Consider the following 22,410-nt stretch of genomic DNA (forward strand, 5'->3'; position numbering starts at 1 on the left):
AATGGCGCCCCTACGCAGGAATGTGCAGGTTTTGCCGGCTGGCATTCTGCCGTGCATTGATGAATCATAGTCCGCACTGTGTAATCACCTGCGGACTATTATGATGGAACAGAATATTGAGGCTGGCTGGTTGCGGCCTCTGATTGCCGATCGACTGACGCCTTACCTCGAAATTGACGCCGCGCGCCTGCAGCGTAACCTGCAACAGATGCAGCAAAAAGCCGATGCCGCTGGCGTCACGCTACGTCCTCACATCAAAACCCATAAAAGTGTCTGGATTGCTGAGCAGCAGCGCATGCTCGGCGCGCGCGGCATTACCGTATCTAAGCCGAGTGAAGGCATCGCTTTTATTCTGGGTGGCGAACGCGATCTGATGCTGGCTTATCCTATTGTGCATGCCGAAACACTGAAAGAGTTTTTGGCGGTGGCCGCACAGCATCAGGCGCGCATTACCTGCATTGCTGATTGCGCCAATGCCGTGGCGGCAATAGCGGCTGCACATCAGCGCCAGCCCGATTGTAAGCTGGCGTTAGCCATCAAGGTGGATGTGGGATTACATCGCATCGGCGTTGATCCGCACAGCGATGCTGCCATTACGCTGGCGCAGCAGATTCAGGATGCGGGCCTCACTTTTGCCGGACTAGTTTCACATGCTGGTCACGCGTATGGCGCAGGTAACGCCACGGCGATTGCAGAAGTAGCCTTGCAGGAAATTGCACTGATGCAGGATCTTCAAAAGCGCCTGATTGCCGCCGGTTTTGCGCACTGCCCGATTTCTGTCGGTTCAACGCCAACGGCATTGGCAGCGCCCGTCGCACAGGGCAGCGATGAAATCCGTCCAGGCAACTACGCGTTGCTCGATCTCACCGCATGGCGTTTGGGTCTCTGCACGCCAGATGCGTTGGCGCTGAGCGTGGTGACGCGCGTGGTGGCCGTCAATCCGCACTTCGCCATTATTGATGCCGGTTCCAAAATGCTTAGCTCTGACAAAGGCCCGCATGGCACCAATGCCAGCGGATTTGGTATCGCCGTGGATGAGCAAGGCAATCACTATGAAGTATTGAAGCTGTCGGAAGAGCATGGCTTCCTGCAATACGCTGAACAGGCACCAGCCGTTGGTGCGCTGCTGCGGATATTCCCTAACCACAGCTGCGCGGTGGTTGCGCAGTCCGATCGCTTTGTGTTGCGCCATGCTGATGGTGCGGGCGAAGAGCAGGATATTCAGGGGCGCGGCAAGTTTATCTGATTACAGCGTTTTCACGGAAACCGCTGCTGTCCCACACTTCCATGACCGGGCCGTTTGCAGCCCGGTATCAGCGTGCTTTAATGACTTCTTGTTTGCTCATTAGGAGGTTCCATGCTGCCATCTCAGACAGTCACACTCACGGTTCCACGCAACTGGTTAGATTTGTATGAAACCATCTGGAAACCTGAATGCTTTGCAAAATGGGCGAGCGGGCTGAGCGCAAGTACGCTGACGCAGGAAGGGAACATCTGGAAAGCCAAAGGCCCCGAGGGAACGGTGAAGATTCGCTTTACCCCACACAATCCGTTTGGCGTGATGGATCACTGGATTGATACCGGAAACGGTAAAGAGATTTATATGCCGATGCGGGTGATTGCTAACGAGCAAGGTGCGGAAGTGGTGATGGTGGTTTACCGTCAACCGTTCATGTCTGACGAGAAGTTTGCGGGGGATGTTGCATGGGTAAAACGCGACCTGGAACAGCTCCTCCATCTGTTAACTCATTAGAATCAATGGATTATGCAGCGCTCGCCTCTTTAACGCATGCTGGAATCAATCAATAAAAATCGGTTACTTTTTTGCTCAGTAGCGTTTAACTGTTTCACTCAAACCTTCTCGTGTTTATCTGTTATTCACCAGCCCGGCTTAAGCATCCTCAGCAGGAAAATTCCTGGTGAGGATGCGCATGAAAATGCTGAGTCACTCTGATTTATCGAAGTTTTTTCAAATTGCCTCGAACACTTCTTGATTAATCAGCCTGGAATGAAGAAAAGCACTAATAAATAGTAAATCACTCGCCTTATATATTCTGATGCAAATTCTGAAACCATTTATTCCTGTGGTCTATTTATAGGAGTTTTCTGATGGTGTTAATTTAATTAAAACACGGTATAACTCATTCACACACAGCAGTAACCATAATAACAACAGCAGGGAAATAACATGGATCGCTCAACCTATCCTTTGTTGTCAGAAAAAGAATTCGTTGAGATTGCCAGGCGGATGCTGGCCGGGGAATATATAAACGCAAAGGGATTTTATAATGATCTTACGGATTTCCTCCGCACAGGAGGAGATACCATTAAGACAACAACACCATTAGGCGCCAGGGGCATCTTAATAAATTCAGAACATCATTTAATTGAAAGCATCTTTACGTGGCAAAACCTGAAAGGTATATCAGGGCTGCGTCAGGAAACGCTGCATTAATGTGAACTGTGCTTTGGCCTGCGGCCAGGGTAAACCCTTAATTGCACTGGTACATGTACCATAATGAGCAGAGTATGGCGATAAGAGAAAAAAATCTGGCTAACACTAAATGGTCAATTTTGTCATCGATTAAAATCGTCGGCATTGGTGTTTTACAACTTTCACTTCTGGCACAAATACTCCAGGCAAACGAGTTAGATCTACTCGCCATTGCCATTGTGATGTTATTAATTATTGATACGCTGGCCGATCGCGGATTTGGCAATAGAATTATTAGAAGTAAAAACCTGAATAACAGCGATCTCTCAATATTATATTGGGGAAATGTATTAAGCGGCCTGGCCATTTTTGCCGCACTGTTTATTGGCAGCGATATTTCCAGTCGTATAATGAATCAGCCCGAAATGGCAATCATGCTGGAGATGATGTCGGTCATATTCATCATTATTCCGCAGGGACAACATTATCGCGCCATATTACAGCGGGAAAACCAATTTTCGCGCATCGCTTTTGCGGAAATAGCTTCTGTACTGGTGGGATTAGGCATCACACTGTTTACCGTGTGGCTGACACCTTCAGTGCTGTGCGCCATCTGGGGCTACCTCGCGATGGTATCCATCAGAATGCTGATCTACTGCTACTACGGTCGCTCCTGGTTCCAGCCAGAATACCGTTTTAGCCTGAAAAGTTTCGCTAACGTGCGAGCAAGAAACGGATAATAAAAACAAGTCTGTATGGTGGGCTCTGGGCATCTGAAAAGATGCGTTCGCGTGCTGGTTGCCAGCACGCTTTTTTCTTTTTAGGCTTCCAGTAACTCTTCCAGTGACTGAAAACTGAGTTCACTTAACTTGCCGTTACGCTGTAAGCGCAGCCAACTCACTATCATGCGTAACTCATCAATCACCATAAACAGATCGGCCATATCATTCTTGCTTTTGATCTGCAGCCGCGTCAGTGCATTGAGCTTGTGTGCATTAACCGTTTTGTGACTAATTCCTAAGCGAATGCCGATGTGTTCCATGCTGTACCCCCACGCCATCATCAGGAGCACCCGCAATTGCCGGTCGGGCAGAATAATATCCGCGCCTTCTAATAACTGTACCTGGGCATGGGTATTGATGCTGGTGAGCAGTCGGCTGGAAAGCATTTGGCGCGAGGATTTTAAATCCAAAACAGTGAGCGAAGGCAGATAACGACTGAGCGCATGCATCAGCGGTAACAAGCGTCGCGTAAGCACCAGCATTTGCATCGCAGGGAATTGCTGCTGTAAGGCGTAAAGCACCTTTAATGTCCCTGCGAGGGGCATGTTTTCATGAAAGATACATACCAGTAATCGCGGTTTGAGTTTTTCACACTGAGCTATAACAGTGCTAAGAGACCATAATTCATGTATCTGTCCCGCGCAAGGTAACGTGGACAAAAGACTCTCCAGCCCAAGCGCCGCCAGTTTGTCAGAAGAAAAATAGAGAATGTCTTCGTTACGCGTTTTCATGCCTGTCCAATAGTTGCTTCGTCTGATGCCAATGAGTGATAAGCCCGGTTGAGCAGGCAGTAATCACTTACGACACAAAAAGAATGGAACTTAAGAAGACAGTTTCAGGCCCATTCGCATCATTTATACTCATGCGAAATTATCATTAAAAGCGGATGTATCCCGCCAAATAAGCCTGTTAGCATGCTCGCCATCAAAATGCCTAATCCGATAGCGCTGTATTTAGAAAATCTCAGTGGTCTACACTCTGGGAAATCTTTAGCCTTGCCGCCAATTTATTGGAGTGCTCTATGTTATTAACCGTTCTATATATTATTGGTATTACAGCCGAAGCCATGACCGGCGCGTTGGCGGCAGGACGTCGTAAAATGGACCTGTTTGGCGTGATTATCATCGCCTCGGTCACCGCCATTGGCGGCGGCTCGGTACGTGACATTCTGTTGGGCCACTATCCGCTCAGCTGGGTTAAGAACCCGGAATACATCATGATCGTTGCGGCGGCGGCGGTGGTGACCACCTTTGTTGCGCCGCTGATGACGCACCTGCGCAAAGTGTTTCTGGTGCTGGATGCGCTGGGTTTGGTGGTGTTCTCGATTATTGGTGCCCAGGTCGCGCTGGATAGCGGGCACGCCTCCATCATTGCCGCCATCGCCGCCGTGATCACAGGCGTGTTTGGCGGCGTGCTGCGCGATATGTTCTGCAACCGCATTCCGCTGGTGTTCCAGAAAGAGCTGTATGCCGGGATCGCTTTCGCCTCAGGTTGGATGTACATCCTGCTGCTGAAAACGCCGCTGGCGCATGAAGCGGTGGTGATCATCACGCTACTGTTCGGCTTCTTCGCCCGCTTACTGGCGCTGCGTTTCCGCCTCGGCTTGCCGATCTTCAACTATCCCCATCCTGAACATTGAGTCAGTGGCAGGAATCTCCTGCTGCTGTAGAAAGTGAATCAACTGTTGCAGGTGCGCATCCTGCAGCATCATCACAATCCGCTGCGCCAGCACGCTTCCGATGCCGGGCAACTGCTGCCAGCTTTCCGCCTTTCGCGTCAGCAACTGCGACCACTGCACATCCGGTAAAGCCTGTAACGCTGCGCGCGGCAACGGCAAGCCAAGCGCACTCACCCAGCGCCGCAGCGGCTGCTGCCGCGTCAGGTTAAAGCGGTGCCAGATAAGTTGCGCGCGAACTGGCGTGATGCCATTAGCCTGCGCAATCTGCTCCGGCGTCAACGTCAGCCAGGAAAAGAGATGAGTGATTGCACCGCTATCCAGCAGGCGCTGCCAGCTGCTGCGCTGTACGCCCGCAATATCGAGTACCGATTTCTGGCTTAGCCAGCTAAGGCGAGACAAAAACTGCGCCCGGCAATCGGCGCTAAAGTGCAAACAGGTTAAGCCGTTGAATTCGCTATCCAGTGGCGACGCAGGATAATCGCGCTGCGCCACGCGCCAAATCACCCGCTCTAGTCGCGGAATGCCTAATCCCGCCAGTGTGAGCGTCACCTCATCACCCGCGATCACATCCAATTCACGCCAGCGTCGCAGTGAACCAATGTTTACCCGGCGTACCGTTTTGTCCTCCAGTTGCACCGGTATTAGATTCAGCACCACGGCGATCTTGCCCGTGCGCCCCACATTGAAATCCACTGACAGCACTTCACTGCTGACTTCCGCCGGTTGATATTTCCATGCCGCTGACCAACTGCCCTGACCAGGCTGCCAGTCGCGCCCTGCGCTGAGCGGTGACTGATGGATCACCACGCCATCGGTGACAAACGGCAATGATTCATGGAACCAGCGATCGCGCCACACCGCGACTTCCTCTTCATTACTCACCTGGCGGCTCCAGCTCTGCGCCAGTCCAAATCCCCATTGTGTGAGTTGCGCCAGACGATCGGGCATCGAATTTGGCCCATCCGGCCACGCCCAGATAAAGATGCCAAGTCGCGCAAGCAGCGGGCTATTGTCGTGACGCATCATCGCCCCCGCCACCTGAGCACGCGCGTTCTTACCGCCGTCTCGCGCCTGTTGATGATCGGTCATTTGCAGAAACAGCTCACCTTGCAGCACCACTTCCTCACGCAAAGTATCCAGCCGCTGCGGAATGGCGGGAATATGTGCGGATTTTGCCAGCCACTCTTCGCCACGCAAACCATCGCCGCGGCTGATCAATGACACTAACTGGCCTTGCCGATACACCAAGGTGACGGCGACGCCATCGACTTTCGGCTGCAGCCATAGCGCAGATTTATCCTGCATCCAGTACGCCACCGCCAGTTTATCGCGCAATTTGCGCACGCCGGTATGCGCCACCGGATGATGCGTGCTGCCATCGGTGGAGAGTTGTGCATCGTAGGTGGCTTGCGCCGGCGTGAAACAGCGCTGCCACTGCTGCAATCGCTGTTGCAGGCTGTCGTAATCGGCATCGGTCACCAGATTAGCGCCCTGCCGGTAATAGGCATCATCCCATTGTCGTAGCTGGGTTTGCAGTTGTGCGATTTCCTGCCCCGCGCGCACCGGCGACCAGTTCGGGCAGAGCGCTTCGGCCCAGCAACCGATGCTGAATAAGCAACACAATAAACTCAGACATCCTTTCATCTTCGCTCTCCTTTTTCGCTATTGGAGAGCGCAGCGCAGCCTTTTACCAGCCATGAAAATCGCGCGCTGGAAGTAGATTCCAGAGATTAATTCGCTGTTGCAGCCTGCTACATCAGCCTCTGGCGCGGCTTCACAGAAAAAAGAATTGCCTCAGCCAAGCGGCAAACGCTGCGTGACCACACCAAGCCGTGTATACTGTGCAGGAAATCGACTCCGCTCTTTACTCAATTCAAGATAACCATGGCTCAAGGCACGCTTTATATAGTTTCCGCCCCCAGCGGCGCGGGTAAATCCAGCCTGATTCAGGCGCTGTTAAAGACACAACCGCTGTACGATACGCAGGTGTCTATTTCTCATACCACCCGTGGCGTGCGTCCCGGTGAAGCTCATGGTGAGCACTACTTTTTCGTCTCTAAGTCCGAATTCGAGACCATGATTGCCACAGACGACTTCCTCGAACATGCGGAAGTGTTTGGCAATTATTACGGTACGTCACGCGCGGCGATTGAGCAGGTGCTGGCGACCGGCGTGGACGTCTTCCTGGATATCGACTGGCAAGGTGCGCAGCAAATTCGCCAGAAAATGCCTGCAGCACGCAGCATCTTTGTGCTGCCGCCTTCTACCGAAGAGTTGGATCGTCGCCTGCGTGGCCGCGGTCAGGACAGCGAAGAGGTGATTGCCCGTCGTATGCAACAGGCCGTGGCAGAAATGAGCCACTACGCCGAGTATGACTATTTAATTGTTAATGATGATTTCGATCTGGCGCTGTCAGATCTGAAAACCATTATTCGCGCAGAACGTCTGCGTATGGGTCGCCAAAAATCGCGACATGATGCTTTAATCAGCAAACTATTGGCAGTCTGAATTCACTTTCAGTATTATGCCCAGTCATTTCTTCATCATCTGTGGAGTAGCACACCTATGGCACGCGTAACCGTTCAGGACGCAGTAGAGAAAGTTGGTAACCGTTTTGACCTGGTGTTGGTCGCTGCACGTCGTGCACGTCAGATGCAGGTAGGCGGTAAAGATGCGCTGGTTCCGGAAGAGAACGATAAGCCAACCGTTATCGCCCTGCGCGAAATCGAAGAAGGTCTGATCACTACCCAGATTCTGGATGTCCGTGATCGTCAGGAACAGCATGAGCAGGAAGCCGCTGAGTTACAAGCCGTTACCGCTATCGCTGAAGGTCGTCGTTAACAGCACTTCGCAGGTCGCCCTTGTATCTGTTTGAAAGCCTCAATCAACTGATTGAAAAATACTTGCCTGAGGAGCAAATTAAGCGCCTCAAGCAAGCTTATCTAGTCGCGCGTGATGCCCACGAGGGTCAAACACGCTCCAGCGGCGAGCCTTATATCACCCATCCTGTTGCTGTCGCCTGCATTCTGGCCGAGATGAAACTCGACCATGAAACGCTGATGGCGGCGCTGCTGCATGACGTGATTGAAGATACGCCCGCCACTTATCAGGATATGGAACAGCTGTTTGGTAAAAGCGTTGCCGAACTGGTGGAAGGTGTATCCAAGCTCGATAAGCTGAAGTTCCGCGACAAGAAAGAAGCACAGGCTGAAAACTTCCGCAAAATGATCATGGCGATGGTGCAGGATATCCGCGTCATCTTGATCAAACTGGCTGACCGCACGCACAACATGCGCACGCTCGGCGCGTTACGTCCGGATAAAAAACGCCGTATCGCGCTGGAAACGCTGGAGATTTACAGTCCTCTGGCGCACCGCCTTGGTATTCATCACCTGAAAACAGAACTGGAAGAGCTCGGCTTTGAAGCGCTCTACCCGAACCGTTTCCGCGTGATTAAAGAGGTGGTGAAAGCGGCGCGCGGTAACCGTAAAGAGATGATTCAGAAGATCCTTGCTGAAATCGACGGTCGCTTACAGGAAGCAGGCATTCCCTGCCGCGTAAGTGGACGCGAAAAACATCTCTATTCGATCTACCGCAAAATGCACCTGAAAGAGCAGCGTTTCCACTCGATCATGGATATCTATGCTTTCCGCGTCATCGTGAAAGATCTGGATACCTGCTATCGCGTGCTCGGACAGATGCACAGCTTGTACAAACCGCGTCCCGGACGCGTGAAAGATTACATCGCCATTCCCAAGGCCAACGGCTATCAATCGCTGCATACCTCAATGATTGGCCCGCACGGCGTGCCGGTTGAAGTGCAGATCCGTACCGAAGATATGGATCAGATGGCAGAAATGGGTGTGGCAGCACACTGGGCGTATAAAGAGAGCGGCGAAGTCAGCGGCACCACCGCGCAGATTCGTGCTCAACGCTGGCTGCAAAGCTTGTTGGAGCTGCAACAAAGCGCCGGTAGCTCATTTGAATTTATCGAAAGCGTGAAATCCGATCTCTTCCCGGATGAGATCTACGTGTTCACGCCGGAAGGCCGCATCGTCGAATTACCTGCTGGCGCCACGCCAGTCGATTTCGCCTATGCAGTGCATACCGATATCGGTCATGCCTGCGTCGGCGCCCGCGTCGATCGCCAGCCTTATCCGCTGTCACAATCGCTGACCAGCGGCCAAACCATTGAAATCATTACCGCGCCGGGCGCTCGCCCGAACGCTGCCTGGCTCAATTTTGTCGTCAGCTCGAAAGCGCGCGCCAAAATCCGTCAGCTGCTGAAAAACCTCAAGCGTGAAGACTCCGTCAACCTGGGCCGTCGTCTGTTGAGCCACGCGCTCGGCGGCAGCAAGAAGCTGGCAGAGATTCCGGTTGAGAACATTCAGCACGAACTTGAGCGCATGAAGCTGACGGCCATTGATGATTTGCTGGCTGAAATTGGCTTAGGCAACGCCATGAGCGTGGTGGTGGCGAAGAACTTGCTGCAGTCCGGCAATGAAGAGCCGCAGAGCAATAGCAAACGCAAAAAGCTGCCGATCAAAGGCGCGGATGGCGTGCTAATTACCTTCGCCAAATGCTGCCGTCCGATTCCTGGCGACCCGATTGTGGCGCACGTCAGTCCAGGCAAAGGTTTGGTGGTGCATCACGAATCCTGCCGGAACATTCGCGGCTACCAAAAAGAACCTGAAAAGTTCATGCCGGTAGAGTGGGATAAAGTGACCGATCAGGAATTTGTCGCTGAGATTAAAGTCGACATGTTCAATCATCAGGGCGCACTGGCGAATCTGACTGCGGCAATCAACACCGCCGGTTCCAATATTCAGAGCCTGAATACCGAAGAGCGTGATGGTCGCGTGTATAGCGCCTTTATCCGCCTCACCGCGAACGATCGCGTCCATCTGGCGAATATTATGCGCAAAATCCGCGTAATGCCGGACGTGATCAAAGTTCACCGCAACCGTAATTAGTCGATGAACGCTCAACGTTTTGCCCGAATTCAGGAGATGCTGGCCCTGCGCCAGCACGATCTCACCGTCTGCATGGAACAGGTGCATAAACCACATAATGTCTCGGCGATGATTCGTACCGCCGATGCGGTGGGTATTCATGAAGTGCACGCGGTCTGGCCAAGCGTGCGAATGCGCACCATGGTTGCTGCTTCGGCGGGCAGTAACAGTTGGGTGAAAGTTAAAACGCATCAGCATATTGCAGATGCGGTGCGTCATCTGAAGGATGAAGGCATGCAGGTGCTGGCGACCAATCTGTCGGCCAAAGCGGTAGATTTTCGCGAGATCGATTATACCAAACCGACCTGTATTCTGATGGGTCAGGAAAAAACCGGGATTACTTCTGAAGCGCTGGCGCTGGCCGATCAGGACATCATTGTGCCGATGGTCGGCATGGTGCAGTCGCTCAATGTCTCGGTGGCTTCCGCACTGATTCTGTATGAAGCGCAACGTCAGCGACAGAATGCCGGCATGTATCAACGCACCTACAGCCTGCTGGATGAAGATGAGCAGCAGCGTTTGCTGTTTGAAGGCGGTTATCCGGTGCTGGCGCGCGTCGCCAAACAAAAAAATCTGCCGTATCCGCACATCAATGGCCAGGGCGAAGTGGAAGCCGACGCCGATTGGTGGGCCACCATGCAATCAACAGGTAGAAAATGAAAGGCCGTCTGCTGGATGCCATCCCGCTCAGTACCCTGACCGGCGTCGGCGCCAGTCAGGCGGGCAAGCTGGCCAAACTTGGCCTGTTTACCATTCAGGATTTACTGCTGCATCTGCCACTGCGCTACGAAGACCGCACCCAACTGTATAAAATCAATGACCTGCTGCCGGGCGTTTATGCCACGGTGGAAGGTGAAGTGCTGAGCAGCGAAATCACTTTTGGTCGTCGCCGCATGTTGGTGTGCCAGATCAGCGATGGCAGCGGCATGCTGACCATGCGCTTCTTCAATTTCAATGCCGGGATGAAAAATAGCCTGTCTTCGGGCCGTCGCGTTACCGCCTATGGCGAGATTAAACGCGGTCAGCGCGGTGCTGAAATCATTCATCCCGAGTATCGCGTGCAGGGCGAACAAGGCGGCGTTGAGCTGCAGGAAACCCTGACGCCGGTCTATCCCACCACCGAAGGCATTCGTCAGGCGACACTGCGCAATCTCACCGACCAGGCGTTGACGCTGCTGGAGAGTTGCCCGATTGCCGAGCTGCTGCCGTCTGAGCTGAGCGGCGGGCTGATTAGCCTGCCGGATGCACTGCGCACGCTGCATCGTCCGCCGCCGGATTTGCGTCTGAGCGAGCTGGAAACCGGCCGCCATCCGGCACAAAAACGTTTAATTCTGGAAGAGCTGCTGGCACATAACCTCAGCATGCTAGCGGTACGCGCCGGTGCGCAGCGCCATCATGCGTTGCCGATGACGGCGCGCCACGAGCTGGTTGATCAGCTGCTGGCGGCGCTGCCCTTCTCGCCAACCGGTGCGCAAAAGCGCGTGGTGGCAGAAATCGAAAAAGATCTGGCCAACGATTTTCCGATGATGCGTTTGGTGCAGGGCGATGTCGGCTCCGGTAAAACGCTGGTGGCCGCTCTGGCGGCACTGAACGTCATCGCGCACGGCAAACAGGTGGTGCTGATGGCGCCGACCGAACTGCTGGCCGAGCAGCATGCCAACAACTTCCGCCAGTGGTTTGCACCGCTGGGAATTGAAGTGGGCTGGCTGGCGGGCAAGCAGAAAGGCAAAGCGCGTGAAGCACAGCAGGAAGCTATCGCCAGCGGCCAGGTCGCGATGGTGGTTGGCACCCATGCGCTGTTCCAGGAACAGGTGAAATTCAACGGCATGGCGCTGGTGATCATCGACGAACAGCACCGCTTTGGCGTACATCAGCGCTTAGCATTGTGGGAAAAAGGCGAGGAACAAGGCTTCCATCCGCATCAGCTGATCATGACCGCCACGCCGATTCCGCGCACGCTGGCAATGACCGCTTACGCCGATCTTGATACCTCCACCATCGACGAATTACCGCCAGGCCGTACGCCGGTCACCACGGTGGCGATTCCCGACAGCCGCCGCAGTGAGATCATCACGCGCGTGCAAAGCGCCTGTCACGAAGGGCGTCAGGCTTATTGGGTGTGTACGCTGATTGAAGAGTCGGAAGTGCTGGAAGCGCAGGCGGCGGAAGCAACCTGGGAAGAGCTTAAAGTGGCGCTGCCCGATTTGCAGGTTGGTCTGGTACACGGCCGCATGAAGCCCGCCGAAAAACAGGCGGTGATGGCGGCGTTCAAAGCCAATGAAATTCAGCTGCTGATCGCCACCACGGTTATCGAAGTGGGCGTGGATGTGCCGAATGCCAGCCTGATGATTATCGAAAACCCGGAACGTCTCGGTTTGGCCCAGTTGCATCAGCTGCGCGGCCGCGTGGGCCGTGGTGCTGTCGCCTCACACTGCGTGTTGTTGTATAAAGCGCCGCTCAGCAAAACCGCGCAGAAGCGTTTGCAGGTGTTGCGCGATAGCAACGACGGCTTCGTGATTGCTCAGCACGATCTGGAGATTCGCGGTCCGGGTGAGATGCTCGGCACACGTCAAACCGGCAACGCCGAGTTTAAAGTGGCTGATTTGCTGCGCGATCAGGGCATGATTCCCGAAGTTCAGCGCGTGGCGCGTCATATCCACCAGCATTATCCAGAACAGGCGCAGGCACTGATTGAGCGCTGGCTGCCGGAAACCGAGCGCTACAGCAACGCTTAATCCGCCGTTATCGCTTTATCGATAGCCATAAAATCCCCGACAAACTTCTGCAGTAGACGCGCCAGCTCGGCGCGCTCTACATCCGGCCAGCTGGCAAACAGGTTCTGATAGATCTGCGCACGCGCCGCATCGATCTTGTCGGTCATCGCTTTACCTGCTGCCGTGATCACCGCTTCATTCACCCGTTTGTCTTTGGCATTTTTCTGCCGCTGCGCCAACCCTAACTCCTCCAGCTTCGCCACCTGCCGACTCACCGTGGTGTAATCGCGCCCGGCACGCTCCGCCAGTTCGACCACGCCAATCGGGCCGAAGCGACCGATCTGAATCAGCAGCGGAAACAGCGCGCGATCGAGCTGGATATTCGACTCTTTTATCAGTAATTCATCACGTTGCGGACGGTTGAAGGTTCCAACAATCATCAGCAGCGCATTATGCAGATCATCAAATGCTGCACTATTATGTGTATTTTGCACACTTTTCATTGACGTCATCCCGAGGCAAGCCTAATGTGTGCATATTACACATAGTTTCCGATTTACTGAAGGTGAAAGCATGAAAGCAGCGATAGTTTCCGCGGCAGGTGAACTGCCGGTTTACGGTGATTTCCCTGAACCGCAGGCTGATGAAAGCCATGTGGTGGTGACAGTAAAAGCCGCCGCCGTCAGCCAGCTGGCGAAAGCACGCGCCGCCGGTACGCATTACAGTGCGGCCGCGCACTATCCCTTTATTACCGGCATTGATGGTACTGGCACGCTGAGCAATGGCGATCCGGTTTACTTTCTCGCTTTTGATGCGCCGTGGGGCAGCATGGCGGAAAGAACCTTAGTGCCCGCCGACAGCGTCGTTTCGTTGCCGGCCACACTGGATCCGGTGCTGGCCGCTGCGCTGGCGAATCCGGGCATGTCATCCTGGGCGGCACTAACCCGACGCGCTCAGCTGCGCGCCGGTGAAATCGTGCTGATCAATGGCGCAACGGGCACGTCGGGCGGTTTAGCGGTGCGCATCGCGCAGCATTTGGGTGCAGGAAAAATCATCGCTACCGGCCGTAATCGCGCCGCGCTGGATCAACTGCGCGCGCAGGGCGCAGACCTTACTTTAACGCTGGATGAATTACCGGGCGCATTACCGGCATTGATGAAAGAAGGCATTGATGTGGTGCTGGATTATCTTTGGGGCCAGAGCGCGCTCGATATTATGCAGGCCGCCGTAGCAGGCGGAGAAAAAACGGTGCGCTTTGTGCAAATCGGTTCGTTGAGCGGACAGGAAATTACCCTGCACAGCAAACTGCTGCGCTCGTCCGGGCTGACATTAATGGGCAGCGGCCTCGGCAGCGTGTCGGATAAAGAGTTGATCGCCTGCATCGGAGAAATGCTGACGGCCGCTGCCGAGAGCGATTTTTCCATCGCCTTCCAGATGCGCCCGCTTAGTGACGTCGCGCTGGCGTGGCAGGAAGATGACAGCCGCTGCCGCACGGTGTTTACGCTCTAGATCAACGGAAGTAAAAAGGGGCATTGCAAACGATTGCTTTCACAACGCAACCGTTTAAAATCGCCCCTTTGTTGTAATTGAGAACGTCCACCATGTCCGTCAACACCGCTGAAACTCGCCAGCCTGCCAGCGCTGCAAGCCCGAAAAGTGAACTGATTTATCGCCTCGAAGACCGTCCACCGTTACCGCAAACCTTGTTTGCTGCCTGTCAGCATTTGCTGGCGATGTTTGTCGCGGTGATTACGCCCGCGCTATTAATTTGCCAGGCGCTGGGTTTACCGGCGCAGGATACGCAGCACATCATCAGCATGTCGCTGTTTGCCTCGGGCGTGGCATCGATTCTGCAAATCAAAACCTGGGGACCGGTGGGTTCCGGACTGTTGTCGATTCAGGGCACCAGCTTTAACTTCGTCACGCCGCTGATCATGGGCGGTATGGCGCTGAAAAACGGCGGCGTTGATATACCAACCATGATGGCGGCGCTGTTTGGCACGCTGATGGTAGCGTCTTGTACCGAAATGGTGCTGTCACGCGTGTTGCACTTGGCGCGCCGCATCATTACGCCGCTGGTTTCCGGCATTGTGGTGATGATTATTGGCCTGTCGCTGATTCAGGTCGGTTTGACCTCTATCGGCGGCGGCTTTGCTGCGATGAGCGATCACACGTTCGGTGCCCCGAAAAACTTATTGCTGGCGGCTTCGGTATTGGTGGTGATTATCCTGCTTAATCGTCAGCGTAATGCTTATCTGCGCGTGGCTTCGCTGGTGATTGCCATGGCGGTAGGTTATGCGCTGGCCTGGGCGCTGGATATGCTGCCCGCCACCAGCACGCCAGCCGATCAGCCGCTGATTGCCGTGCCATCGCCGCTCTACTACGGGCTGGGCTTTGACTGGAATCTGCTGATCCCGCTGATGTTGGTGTTTATGGTGACCTCGCTGGAAACCATCGGCGACATCACCGCGACCTCTGATGTTTCCGAACAGCCGGTGAGTGGCCCGCTGTATATGAAGCGTCTGAAAGGCGGCGTGTTGGCAAACGGGCTTAACTCCTTTGTCTCGGCGCTGTTCAATACCTTCCCGAACTCCTGTTTTGGCCAGAACAACGGCGTGATTCAACTTACCGGCGTTGCCAGCCGCTATGTGGGGTTTGTCGTGGCGCTGATGCTGATCGTGCTTGGCCTGTTCCCGGCTGTAAGCGGTTTTGTGCAGCACATTCCAGAACCGGTGCTGGGCGGCGCGACCATTGTGATGTTCGGTACCATCGCTGCATCTGGCGTGCGCATCGTTTCGCGTGAACCGCTGAATCGTCGTGCCATCATGATTATTGCGCTGTCGCTGGCGGTAGGTTTGGGCGTTTCTCAGCAGCCACTGATTCTGCAATTTGCCCCGGACTGGCTGAAAACCCTGCTTTCATCTGGCATTGCGGCCGGTGGTATTACCGCCATCGTGCTGAACCTGATCTTCCCGCAAGAAAAGTAATCCAGACGGCAGGCTTCCGCCTGCCTGATATTTATCCGCATTTACATCCAGGCTGTTGAGCTGTAACGGTAATTCAGGCATAACAACCACTCACCGGATAAATATCGGGATGGATGAGTGCGATGAAATTTTTAGGCAAGTTTTTCCTTACCTTACTGCTGCTAATTCTGCTGGCGCTGGTAGTGCTGTATGTGTTGCTGCAAACACAATGGGGCGCAGGTTGGTTTAGCCGCTGGGTAAGCGATAAAACCGCCTGGCATCTCTCTCTCAGCAAGATTGAGCACGACTTCTCCTCCCCTTCGCACATCATTCTCGATGACTTTAGCTTTGGCCACGATGGCCAGCCCGCCGTGTTGGTGGCGAAACGTGTTGATCTCGGTCTGGCGCTGGTTCAGTTCAGCGATCCGTTGCACTTCAACAGCATCGAAATACGCGACGGTGAAATCAATCTGGCTAATCAAGCGCCCGATACCACGCTGCCCATCCAAGCCAATCGCCTGCAGCTGAATAATGTGCGCATTGAGAATCCACATAGCGCGTTGCCGATGACCGCTCAGCGCGTGAACGGCGGTCTTCTGCCGTGGAAACCGCTGCCTAACGACGTGCTGGGCAGCGACGCGCAGTTCCAGATCAGCGCCGGCACTCTGACGCTGGATGGTGTGCCGGGCAACAACGTGTTGCTGCAGGGCAGCATTAAGCAACGTCGTCTGGTGCTGAGCAATATCGGTGCCGATCTGGCGCGCGGTTCGATGACCGGCAACGCCGAACGTGATGCGCAGGGTAACTGGAAGATCGACCAACTGCGTCTCAACGATATCCGCCTGCAAACCCATCAAAGCCTGAGCGACTTCCTCAATCCGCTGCGCGATGTGCCTTCAGTCAGCATCAACCGTCTGGATATGACCGATGCGCGCCTGCAAGGACCGGATTGGGCGGTGACCGATCTCGATTTAACCCTGAAAAATGTCACCCTGCGCGGCGATGACTGGGAAAGCGATGGCGGTTCTCTCTCCATGAACGCCGGGAATTTCATTAACGGTGGCTTTGAGCTCAACGATCCTATCGTTAATGCCGATCTCTCGCCGCAGGGCATCGCGCTGACGCAGTTCAGTTCGCGTTGGGTGAATGGCGTGGTCCGTGCCAGCGGCAACTGGACGCGCAGCAACAAGCGTCTGACACTGGATGAGCTGGCGATCGCCGGGCTGGAATATACCTTGCCGCAAAACTGGCGCGAACGCTGGCAGCAAACCTTACCGGACTGGCTGGATAGCGTGCTGATAACCCGCGCCACCGCTAACCGTAACCTGATTATTGATATCAATCCGGCGTTCCCGTTCCAGATGACATCACTGGATGGCAGCGCAGATAACCTGCTGCTGGCACGTCAACATCAGTGGGGAATTTGGGCCGGTAAAGCGAGCTTCAACGCGGCTGAAGCCACCTTCAATCGCACCGATCTGCGCCATCCATCCATTGCGCTGAATGCCAATGACCAGCAGATTCAGGTAACGGAGTTGAGCGCCTTTAACGGCAGCGGTTTACTGGAAGGTTCAGCAACGGTTGGGCAGGATGCGCAACGTCCGCTGACGCTGAATCTTAAAGGCCAGGCTGTGCCGGCAAACGTGCTGGGAAATTGGGGTTGGCCAACGCTGCAGTTGAGCGGGAACAGTAATTTGCAGCTGCAGGTGAAAGGTTCGTTGAACGCCAGCGCGCCACTGCGCCCAAGCGTGGATGGTACGTTGTCGGTGACGACCGATGCGCAGTCGGTGCAGCAGACGATGCGGGGCGGGCAGGTTCAGTAAGGGTTCAGTGAGTTTAAATAACAAGGTCGCCATGAATGGCGACCCTACATGCTAGTTGATACGGGCGCCGGACCCGCCCTCTTCCAGCGCTCCGTCAGAATCGGCGGGCAGCACGATATACACGCCTTCGAATACCGCGCCCAGCTCATCATCACCAAACAGCTCCACTTCCATCTGCACGCGCGCTTTGCGGCCTCGCGCCAAACGGTCAAGATCGCCGCTGAGTGAGCCGAGATCGGCAATTGCGCCCGGACGGCCGCTGATCGGTTTGCTGTAGCGAATGTGCGCATCCGCCAGAATAATGGTGCCGCCAAGATGTCGCTCGCGCAGCAGCAGCCAAATCAAGCCCCAGCCGGTTAACGTGGCGAGCGAGAACAGGCTGCCCGCAAATAAGGTGTGATGAGGATTCTGGTTACCCGCTTCAGGCATGGTGGTAACGAATTTCTGCCCGGTATATTGCAGAATGCGCACGCCCATTTTTTCACTCAGCGGGATGTGTTCGTACCAGGCTTTTTGCAGCTGTCCGCACCAGTCGGCGCGATGCAGAATATCGTCGAGCGTCACCACCGGTTTGATCATCAGGAAGTGACGCACCGGCGTGGTTTGCGGCGCGGTGATTTCACCCTGATTGACATAACCAAGCTTGGCAAAGAATTCGACCGCGTCTTCACGTGCGCTACAGGTGACGCGTTTCGCCCCTTCCTGACGCGCAACCGATTCCAACGTCATCGCCACCAGCGTGCCAAGACCTTTGCCCTGCACAGAAGGATGTACGGCGAGGAAGCGAATCGCCGCTTCGTTCTCGGCGTTGATGTAAAGACGGCCGATCGCCACTGGTTTGCCCTGCTCATCCACCACCATTTGATGATGTGCCAGCGCATCCCAGGCATCACGCTCAGAACCTTGCGGCTGACGCAGCGGCTTTCGTAACATTTCCCAGCGGAACTGGTAATACATATCCAGCTCTTCCGCCGTTTGCGGTACGCGAAGATGATACATAAAGTGATTCTCTCGTTCGGAGCTTGCGTGGCTAAGTCCTTGCCGCTCGGCTGAAAACCTCACACCTGTAACCAGAAGGTCACCGGACCATCGTTTACTAACGAAACCTGCATGTTGGCGGCGAAGCGCCCGTTTGCGGTGGTCACGCCCTGTGCTCGGCAGCAATCGCTAAAGTATTCATAGAGGCGCTCGGCTTCCGCCGGTTCTGCGCCGCCAGAGAAAGAGGGACGCATCCCTTTATTGGTATCCGCGGCGAGGGTGAATTGCGACACCACCAGCACGCTGCCACCCGCCTGCTGCACATTGAGATTCATTTTGTCATTCTCATCCGCAAAGATGCGGTAGCCCAACACGCGCTCGGTTAGACGCTGCGCTTTTTGTTCGTCGTCACCCTTTTCCACACCCAATAACACCAATAACCCATTGCCAATTTCGCCCACTGTCGCGTCGTCAACGCTAACACTGGCGCGGCTGACGCGCTGAATCAAAGCAATCATGTTTCCTCACGTTCTTTTTCGCGTTCCTGCTGTTTTAGCTGGCGATAGTCATCCAGCGTGACGGTGATTTCCGCGCCTAACAACACAATACACCACGACCAATAGACCCAAAGGAACAGAATGGGGATGACCGCCAGAACGCCGTAAATTAACTGATACGAAGGGAACATCGTAACATAGAGCGCAAAGCCTTTTTTGCCCAGCTCGAACAGCAATCCGGCAACGATGGCGCCGATCAGTGCATCGCGCGTGGGCACGCGCCGCGTCGGCACAATGCTATACAGCAGCCAGAAAGCGAGGATAGAGAGGCACAGCGGGAAAATACGGAGCAGCTGATCAACCAGACTTGTAACGCCTGTCACACTCAACCAGCGCAGCGATAACAGATAGGAGCTGAGCGCTAAGCTTGCCCCCGCCAGCAGCGGGCCGAGCGTTAAGATCATCCAGTAAACGGCAAACGAATAGACCATCGGACGCGGCTTATCGCTGCGCCAGATGGCGTTCAATGCGCTATCCACCGAATGCATCAGCAGCAGCGCGGTGACGATCAACCCCACAATACCGATCGCCGTCATCTTATTGACGTTAGCGACGAACTGGTCGAGATAACGCTGAATGACGTCGCCCGTTGCCGGGATGAAGTTGGTAAAGATGAAGTTCTTCAACTGCACGCTGATATCCGAGAACATCGGAAAAGCAGCAAACAGTGCGAACACCACGGCAATCAGCGGCACCAATGCCAGCAATGAAACGTAGGCGAGATTACCCGCCTGCGTCGTCATGTTGTCATCGTCAATGCGTCGCCACAGCAGTTTTACCCACAAATAAAAGGCATGCGCCGAGTGGCGCAGATGTCGTTGGTTCAGCACTCAGAGACGACCCGCAAACCAGTCCGGCACGGTTTTTTCATCAACCACCAGCACGCTTTCAATGCCAAGCGCGCGCGCAGCGTCAATATTGGCCTGGTTATCATCGAAAAACACCGCCTGATTGGCCTGATAACCTTCGTGCTGCAGCACATAGTTATAGATGCGCGCTTCTGGCTTACGCATGCCGATATCCTGCGACATATAAAGATGATCGGCCGCCTGTTGAACATCGGGATATTGGGTTGGCCAGAACTCAAAGTGCAGCTGATTGGTATTCGACAGGATCACTACGCGCTCGCCATTGGCACGCAGCTTGTTCATGATCGCCAGCGTTTCCGGACGCACGCCGACAAAGACCGCCTGCCAGCCAGCGGTGAATTGCGGATAGCTCAGCGCGATATCCAGCTGGTCGCAGATACGTGCAGCAAATTCAGGATCGCTGATTTCGCCGCGTTCGTGTTGCTCAAAAGCCTCATCCATGCGGAAACGACTTTGCAGCGTGGATAACGGCACGCGCCCCAAATCGCTCCAGACGCCGAGCACACGATTGAAATCGATATCAACAATCACATTGCCTAAATCAAAGATGTACAGCATGACGCCTCTCCTTTTCGTTCCCTGGATCATTCACTTTAGCGGCAAAAGTGGGAGCTGAACAGGGACGAAAGGCGGGAAATCAGTAATCTGGAAGCGGAGCCAAACTTCATTAAGCGAGCGTTGCAGCGGGTTGCAGGCATAAAAAAGCCCCGCAAGTGCGGGGCTCAATATCAGACTGTTTCGCTTACTCTTTGCTGCCGCGAGAAGAACGCTTACGATCGTTCTCGGTCAGGTGACGTTTACGAATACGGACTGACAACGGAGTCACTTCTACCAGTTCGTCATCATCGATGAACTCGATAGCCTGTTCCAGCGTCATTTTCTGCGGTGGAACCAGAGTGGTGGCTTCGTCAGTACCTGACGCACGCATGTTGGTCAGTTTCTTACCGGTCAGGCAGTTTACTGTCAGGTCGTTAGAACGGCTGTGAATACCGATGATCTGGCCTTCATATACTTCCGCACCGTGACCCAGGAACAGCTTACCGCGATCCTGCAGACCGAACAGGGCGAACGCGACCGCTTTACCCTGACCGTTTGAGATCAGCACGCCGTTCTGACGCTGGCCCACTTCGCCCGGACGAACGTCGTCGTAGTGGCTGAAGGTGGAGTACAGCAGACCGGTACCTGAAGTCATGGTCATGAATTCGTTACGGAAGCCGATTAGACCACGGCTTGGGATCATGTAGTCAAGACGTACACGGCCTTTGCCATCTGGATCCATGTTTTTCAGGTCGCCTTTACGCTCACCCATCGCTTGCATCACAGAACCCTGATGGGTTTCTTCGATGTCGAGGGTCACGTTTTCGAATGGCTCCTGCTTACGGCCTTCATGCTCACGGAAGATTACTTTCGGACGGGATACCGCCAGCTCGAAACCTTCACGACGCATGTTCTCGATCAGAACCGACAAGTGCAGCTCACCACGACCAGAAACGCGGAACGCATCCGAATCTTCGGTTTCTTCAACGCGCAGTGCCACGTTGTGTACCAGCTCTTTGTTCAAACGCTCCAGAATCTGGCGCGAGGTCACGAACTTACCTTCTTTACCGCAGAACGGTGAGGTGTTCACGTTGAAGAACATGGTTACGGTTGGTTCGTCGACGCTCAGGGCTGGCAACGCTTCCACATTCTGCGTGTCGCAGATGGTGTCAGAGATGTTCAGCTCGCCCAGACCGGTGATCGCGATGATGTCGCCCGCTTCCGCCAGGGTGCTTTCGATACGCTCCAGACCAAGGTGGCCCAACACTTTACCGACTTTACCGTTACGGGTTTTGCCTTCGCTATCAATGATAGTGACTTGCTGGTTCGGCTTCACGGTACCGCGCTTGATGCGGCCGATGCCGATCACGCCCAGATAGTTGTTGTAGTCCAGCTGCGAGATTTGCATCTGCAGTGGCGCTTCAACTTCAACCTGAGGTGGAGAAACGTGGTCAACGATCGCCTGATACAGCGGGGTCATGTCGTCAGCCATGTCGGTGTGTTCCAGACCCGCGATACCATTCAGCGCCGAAGCGAAGATGATCGGGAAGTCCAGCTGCTCGTCAGTCGCATCCAGGTTAACGAACAGGTCAAATACCTGATCAACAACCCAATCAGGACGCGCGCCCGGACGGTCAACTTTGTTGATAACCACAATCGGCTTCAAACCATGAGCAAATGCTTTCTTGGTTACGAAGCGGGTTTGCGGCATAGGGCCATCCATCGCATCTACAACCAGCAGCACCGAATCCACCATGGACATGACGCGCTCCACTTCACCACCGAAGTCGGCGTGTCCTGGGGTATCAACGATGTTGATACGGTAGTCATTCCATTTGATGGCGGTGTTTTTTGCGAGGATGGTAATCCCACGCTCTTTCTCCAAATCGTTGGAGTCCATTACGCGCTCAGTCGCTTCGGTACGAGCATCAAAAGTACCGGACTGTTGGAGCAGCTTGTCAACCAGGGTGGTCTTACCATGGTCAACGTGCGCGATGATGGCGATGTTACGCAAATTTTCGATCACAGCTTTGCCTCAGGCATTATAGAAATAACGCGGT

Annotated in this window: 21 protein-coding genes; 13 read left to right on the forward strand and 8 right to left on the reverse strand. The window is 54.5% G+C overall.

Going from position 1 to position 22,410, the window contains the following annotated elements; translation table 11 throughout:
• Positions 1 to 103 precede the first annotated feature (103 nt).
• The 4 genes from VIJ98_RS19600 to VIJ98_RS19615 all read left to right on the forward strand — a co-directional run bounded on the left by VIJ98_RS19600 (position 104) and on the right by VIJ98_RS19615 (position 3,174).
• Positions 104 to 1,246, forward strand: coding sequence for an alanine racemase (locus tag VIJ98_RS19600; RefSeq protein ID WP_323275875.1), 1,143 nt, complete (start codon positions 104 to 106; stop codon positions 1,244 to 1,246).
• A 111-nt stretch (positions 1,247 to 1,357) separates the two neighbouring features.
• Complete coding sequence (locus tag VIJ98_RS19605; RefSeq protein ID WP_008109760.1) at positions 1,358 to 1,753, forward strand: hypothetical protein; 396 nt, start codon at positions 1,358 to 1,360, stop codon at positions 1,751 to 1,753.
• Positions 1,754 to 2,188: 435 nt separating this feature from the next.
• Positions 2,189 to 2,455, forward strand: a complete 267-nt coding sequence (locus tag VIJ98_RS19610) for a hypothetical protein (RefSeq protein WP_323275614.1) — start codon at positions 2,189 to 2,191, stop codon at positions 2,453 to 2,455.
• 74 nt (positions 2,456 to 2,529) lie between these two features.
• A complete protein-coding gene (locus tag VIJ98_RS19615) occupies positions 2,530 to 3,174 on the forward strand; it encodes an oligosaccharide flippase family protein (protein ID WP_154157475.1) in 645 nt (214 codons plus the stop codon).
• A gap of 80 nt (positions 3,175 to 3,254) precedes the next feature.
• Here VIJ98_RS19615 and VIJ98_RS19620 read toward each other — a convergent pair whose 3' ends face one another.
• Positions 3,255 to 3,947 (reverse strand): LuxR C-terminal-related transcriptional regulator, encoded by a 693-nt coding sequence (locus tag VIJ98_RS19620; protein WP_323275616.1) that lies wholly within the window; start codon positions 3,945 to 3,947, stop codon positions 3,255 to 3,257.
• Between the two features lie 290 nt (positions 3,948 to 4,237).
• Here VIJ98_RS19620 and VIJ98_RS19625 point away from each other — a divergent pair, with 290 nt between their 5' ends.
• Positions 4,238 to 4,855 carry a trimeric intracellular cation channel family protein gene (locus VIJ98_RS19625; protein ID WP_008109765.1) on the forward strand — a complete coding sequence of 206 codons (618 nt, stop codon included), beginning with the start codon at positions 4,238 to 4,240 and terminating at the stop codon, positions 4,853 to 4,855.
• Here the strand turns inward: VIJ98_RS19625 and ligB are convergent.
• Entirely contained in the window at positions 4,793 to 6,538 is a 1,746-nt protein-coding gene (gene ligB, locus VIJ98_RS19630) for an NAD-dependent DNA ligase LigB (protein WP_323275618.1), read from the reverse strand. The two genes, VIJ98_RS19625 and ligB, sit on opposite strands and share 63 nt — an antisense overlap.
• Before the next feature lie 240 nt (positions 6,539 to 6,778).
• Here ligB and gmk point away from each other — a divergent pair, with 240 nt between their 5' ends.
• From gmk to recG, 5 genes are read left to right on the forward strand one after another with little or no spacing between them, the layout of a single operon-like run.
• On the forward strand, positions 6,779 to 7,402 hold the full coding sequence (gene gmk / locus VIJ98_RS19635; protein ID WP_008109768.1) for a guanylate kinase: 624 nt from the start codon (positions 6,779 to 6,781) through the stop codon (positions 7,400 to 7,402).
• Positions 7,403 to 7,459: 57 nt separating this feature from the next.
• On the forward strand, positions 7,460 to 7,735 hold the full coding sequence (rpoZ, locus tag VIJ98_RS19640) for a DNA-directed RNA polymerase subunit omega (protein WP_007885265.1): 276 nt from the start codon (positions 7,460 to 7,462) through the stop codon (positions 7,733 to 7,735).
• Positions 7,736 to 7,755: 20 nt separating this feature from the next.
• Positions 7,756 to 9,867 carry a bifunctional GTP diphosphokinase/guanosine-3',5'-bis pyrophosphate 3'-pyrophosphohydrolase gene (gene spoT, locus VIJ98_RS19645; RefSeq protein WP_008109771.1) on the forward strand — a complete coding sequence of 704 codons (2,112 nt, stop codon included), beginning with the start codon at positions 7,756 to 7,758 and terminating at the stop codon, positions 9,865 to 9,867.
• Between the two features lie 3 nt (positions 9,868 to 9,870).
• The gene (gene trmH, locus VIJ98_RS19650) at positions 9,871 to 10,566 is read left to right on the forward strand and encodes a tRNA (guanosine(18)-2'-O)-methyltransferase TrmH (protein WP_323275620.1); all 696 of its coding nucleotides are present in this window, start codon (positions 9,871 to 9,873) and stop codon (positions 10,564 to 10,566) included.
• Positions 10,563 to 12,641: an ATP-dependent DNA helicase RecG gene (recG, locus tag VIJ98_RS19655; protein ID WP_323275622.1), complete on the forward strand. Its 2,079-nt coding sequence runs from the start codon at positions 10,563 to 10,565 to the stop codon at positions 12,639 to 12,641. Before trmH ends, recG begins: the two co-directional genes overlap by 4 nt.
• Here the strand turns inward: recG and VIJ98_RS19660 are convergent.
• Positions 12,638 to 13,132 (reverse strand): MarR family winged helix-turn-helix transcriptional regulator, encoded by a 495-nt coding sequence (locus VIJ98_RS19660; RefSeq protein WP_323275624.1) that lies wholly within the window; start codon positions 13,130 to 13,132, stop codon positions 12,638 to 12,640. The two genes, recG and VIJ98_RS19660, sit on opposite strands and share 4 nt — an antisense overlap.
• A 61-nt stretch (positions 13,133 to 13,193) precedes the next feature.
• On the opposite strand from VIJ98_RS19660, the gene VIJ98_RS19665 reads away from it, so the two are divergent.
• The 3 genes from VIJ98_RS19665 to VIJ98_RS19675 all read left to right on the forward strand — a co-directional run bounded on the left by VIJ98_RS19665 (position 13,194) and on the right by VIJ98_RS19675 (position 17,409).
• Positions 13,194 to 14,129: a zinc-binding alcohol dehydrogenase family protein gene (locus VIJ98_RS19665; protein WP_323275626.1), complete on the forward strand. Its 936-nt coding sequence runs from the start codon at positions 13,194 to 13,196 to the stop codon at positions 14,127 to 14,129.
• A gap of 92 nt (positions 14,130 to 14,221) precedes the next feature.
• Complete coding sequence (locus VIJ98_RS19670) at positions 14,222 to 15,607, forward strand: uracil-xanthine permease family protein (RefSeq protein WP_323275628.1); 1,386 nt, start codon at positions 14,222 to 14,224, stop codon at positions 15,605 to 15,607.
• A 122-nt stretch (positions 15,608 to 15,729) separates the two neighbouring features.
• Complete coding sequence (locus tag VIJ98_RS19675; RefSeq protein WP_323275630.1) at positions 15,730 to 17,409, forward strand: AsmA family protein; 1,680 nt, start codon at positions 15,730 to 15,732, stop codon at positions 17,407 to 17,409.
• 51 nt (positions 17,410 to 17,460) lie between these two features.
• Here the strand turns inward: VIJ98_RS19675 and fabY are convergent, their stop codons facing one another.
• The 5 genes from fabY to typA form a co-directional block, all read right to left on the reverse strand.
• Positions 17,461 to 18,408 carry a fatty acid biosynthesis protein FabY gene (gene fabY / locus VIJ98_RS19680; RefSeq protein WP_323275632.1) on the reverse strand — a complete coding sequence of 316 codons (948 nt, stop codon included), beginning with the start codon at positions 18,406 to 18,408 and terminating at the stop codon, positions 17,461 to 17,463.
• 59 nt (positions 18,409 to 18,467) lie between these two features.
• Positions 18,468 to 18,905: a D-aminoacyl-tRNA deacylase gene (dtd, locus tag VIJ98_RS19685; RefSeq protein WP_154194899.1), complete on the reverse strand. Its 438-nt coding sequence runs from the start codon at positions 18,903 to 18,905 to the stop codon at positions 18,468 to 18,470.
• On the reverse strand, positions 18,902 to 19,771 hold the full coding sequence (locus VIJ98_RS19690) for a virulence factor BrkB family protein (RefSeq protein ID WP_154183215.1): 870 nt from the start codon (positions 19,769 to 19,771) through the stop codon (positions 18,902 to 18,904). Before VIJ98_RS19690 ends, dtd begins: the two co-directional genes overlap by 4 nt.
• Positions 19,772 to 19,774: 3 nt before the next feature.
• Positions 19,775 to 20,371, reverse strand: coding sequence for a glucose-1-phosphatase (gene yihX / locus VIJ98_RS19695; RefSeq protein ID WP_258144214.1), 597 nt, complete (start codon positions 20,369 to 20,371; stop codon positions 19,775 to 19,777).
• A gap of 184 nt (positions 20,372 to 20,555) precedes the next feature.
• Positions 20,556 to 22,376 carry a ribosome-dependent GTPase TypA gene (gene typA / locus VIJ98_RS19700; protein ID WP_008109794.1) on the reverse strand — a complete coding sequence of 607 codons (1,821 nt, stop codon included), beginning with the start codon at positions 22,374 to 22,376 and terminating at the stop codon, positions 20,556 to 20,558.
• Between the last annotated feature and the right edge of the window lie 34 nt (positions 22,377 to 22,410).

Source organism: Pantoea sp. S18 (assembly GCF_045689705.1).
Taxonomy (GTDB): Bacteria; Pseudomonadota; Gammaproteobacteria; order Enterobacterales; family Enterobacteriaceae; genus Pantoea; species Pantoea symbiotica.

Bases quoted from the DNA above. Each gene is read 5' to 3' on its own strand.
- VIJ98_RS19600 (WP_323275875.1), top strand. From the start codon at position 104: ATGGAACAGAATATTGAGGCTGGCTGGTTGCGGCCTCTGATTGCCGAT.
- VIJ98_RS19605 (WP_008109760.1), top strand. From the start codon at position 1,358: ATGCTGCCATCTCAGACAGTCACACTCACGGTTCCACGCAACTGGTTA.
- VIJ98_RS19610 (WP_323275614.1), top strand. From the start codon at position 2,189: ATGGATCGCTCAACCTATCCTTTGTTGTCAGAAAAAGAATTCGTTGAG.
- VIJ98_RS19615 (WP_154157475.1), top strand. From the start codon at position 2,530: ATGGCGATAAGAGAAAAAAATCTGGCTAACACTAAATGGTCAATTTTG.
- VIJ98_RS19620 (WP_323275616.1), bottom strand. From the start codon at position 3,947: ATGAAAACGCGTAACGAAGACATTCTCTATTTTTCTTCTGACAAACTG.
- VIJ98_RS19625 (WP_008109765.1), top strand. From the start codon at position 4,238: ATGTTATTAACCGTTCTATATATTATTGGTATTACAGCCGAAGCCATG.
- ligB (WP_323275618.1), bottom strand. From the start codon at position 6,538: ATGAAAGGATGTCTGAGTTTATTGTGTTGCTTATTCAGCATCGGTTGC.
- gmk (WP_008109768.1), top strand. From the start codon at position 6,779: ATGGCTCAAGGCACGCTTTATATAGTTTCCGCCCCCAGCGGCGCGGGT.
- rpoZ (WP_007885265.1), top strand. From the start codon at position 7,460: ATGGCACGCGTAACCGTTCAGGACGCAGTAGAGAAAGTTGGTAACCGT.
- trmH (WP_323275620.1), top strand. From the start codon at position 9,871: ATGAACGCTCAACGTTTTGCCCGAATTCAGGAGATGCTGGCCCTGCGC.
- recG (WP_323275622.1), top strand. From the start codon at position 10,563: ATGAAAGGCCGTCTGCTGGATGCCATCCCGCTCAGTACCCTGACCGGC.
- VIJ98_RS19660 (WP_323275624.1), bottom strand. From the start codon at position 13,132: ATGACGTCAATGAAAAGTGTGCAAAATACACATAATAGTGCAGCATTT.
- VIJ98_RS19665 (WP_323275626.1), top strand. From the start codon at position 13,194: ATGAAAGCAGCGATAGTTTCCGCGGCAGGTGAACTGCCGGTTTACGGT.
- VIJ98_RS19670 (WP_323275628.1), top strand. From the start codon at position 14,222: ATGTCCGTCAACACCGCTGAAACTCGCCAGCCTGCCAGCGCTGCAAGC.
- VIJ98_RS19675 (WP_323275630.1), top strand. From the start codon at position 15,730: ATGAAATTTTTAGGCAAGTTTTTCCTTACCTTACTGCTGCTAATTCTG.
- fabY (WP_323275632.1), bottom strand. From the start codon at position 18,408: ATGTATCATCTTCGCGTACCGCAAACGGCGGAAGAGCTGGATATGTAT.
- dtd (WP_154194899.1), bottom strand. From the start codon at position 18,905: ATGATTGCTTTGATTCAGCGCGTCAGCCGCGCCAGTGTTAGCGTTGAC.
- yihX (WP_258144214.1), bottom strand. From the start codon at position 20,371: ATGCTGTACATCTTTGATTTAGGCAATGTGATTGTTGATATCGATTTC.